Source organism: Streptomyces sp. NPDC005728 (genome assembly GCF_040630895.1).
Lineage (GTDB): Bacteria > Actinomycetota > Actinomycetes > Streptomycetales > Streptomycetaceae > Streptomyces.
Genome location: NZ_JBEXYL010000290.1, coordinates 1 through 1,420 on the forward strand (window position 1 = coordinate 1; position 1,420 = coordinate 1,420).

The following is a 1,420-nucleotide window of genomic DNA, read 5'->3' on the forward strand; positions in this document are numbered from 1 at the left end:
ACACAGTGAACGCGAGCATCAATGGACAAGCCCTCGGCCTATTAGTACCAGTCAACTCCACCCGTTACCGGGCTTCCATATCTGGCCTATCAACCCAGTCGTCTACTGGGAGCCTTACCCTCTCAAGGAGGTGGGAATACTCATCTCGAAGCAGGCTTCCCGCTTAGATGCTTTCAGCGGTTATCCCTCCCGAACGTAGCCAACCAGCCATGCCCTTGGCAGAACAACTGGCACACCAGAGGTTCGTCCGTCCCGGTCCTCTCGTACTAGGGACAGCCCTTCTCAATATTCCTACGCGCACAGCGGATAGGGACCGAACTGTCTCACGACGTTCTAAACCCAGCTCGCGTACCGCTTTAATGGGCGAACAGCCCAACCCTTGGGACCGACTCCAGCCCCAGGATGCGACGAGCCGACATCGAGGTGCCAAACCATCCCGTCGATATGGACTCTTGGGGAAGATCAGCCTGTTATCCCCGGGGTACCTTTTATCCGTTGAGCGACGGCGCTTCCACAAGCCACCGCCGGATCACTAGTCCCGACTTTCGTCCCTGCTCGACCCGTCGGTCTCACAGTCAAGCTCCCTTGTGCACTTACACTCAACACCTGATTGCCAACCAGGCTGAGGGAACCTTTGGGCGCCTCCGTTACTCTTTAGGAGGCAACCGCCCCAGTTAAACTACCCATCAGACACTGTCCCTGATCCGGATCACGGACCGAGGTTAGACATCCAGCACGACCAGACTGGTATTTCAACGACGACTCCACAACCACTGGCGTGGCTGCTTCAAAGTCTCCCAGCTATCCTACACAAGCCGAACCGAACACCAATATCAAACTGTAGTAAAGGTCCCGGGGTCTTTCCGTCCTGCTGCGCGAAACGAGCATCTTTACTCGTAGTGCAATTTCACCGGGCCTATGGTTGAGACAGTCGAGAAGTCGTTACGCCATTCGTGCAGGTCGGAACTTACCCGACAAGGAATTTCGCTACCTTAGGATGGTTATAGTTACCACCGCCGTTTACTGGCGCTTAAGTTCTCAGCTTCGCCCCACCGAAATGGAGCTAACCGGTCCCCTTAACGTTCCAGCACCGGGCAGGCGTCAGTCCGTATACATCGCCTTACGGCTTCGCACGGACCTGTGTTTTTAGTAAACAGTCGCTTCTCGCTGGTCTCTGCGGCCACACCCAGCTCAGGAAGTAAATTCCCTCACCAGACGTGGCCCCCCTTCTCCCGAAGTTACGGGGGCATTTTGCCGAGTTCCTTAACCATAGTTCACCCGAACGCCTCGGTATTCTCTACCTGACCACCTGAGTCGGTTTAGGGTACGGGCCGCCATGAAACTCGCTAGAGGCTTTTCTCGACAGCATAGGATCATCCACTTCGCCACAATCGGCTCGGCATCAGGTCTCACCCTTGAT

Annotated in this window: 1 rRNA gene; it reads right to left on the minus strand. The window is 55.6% G+C overall.

Annotation, left to right across the window (positions count from 1 at the left end):
- Window positions 1–21: 21 nt before the first annotated feature.
- A 23S ribosomal RNA gene (locus ABZ471_RS48670) occupies window positions 22–1,420 on the minus strand; the annotation flags it as partial.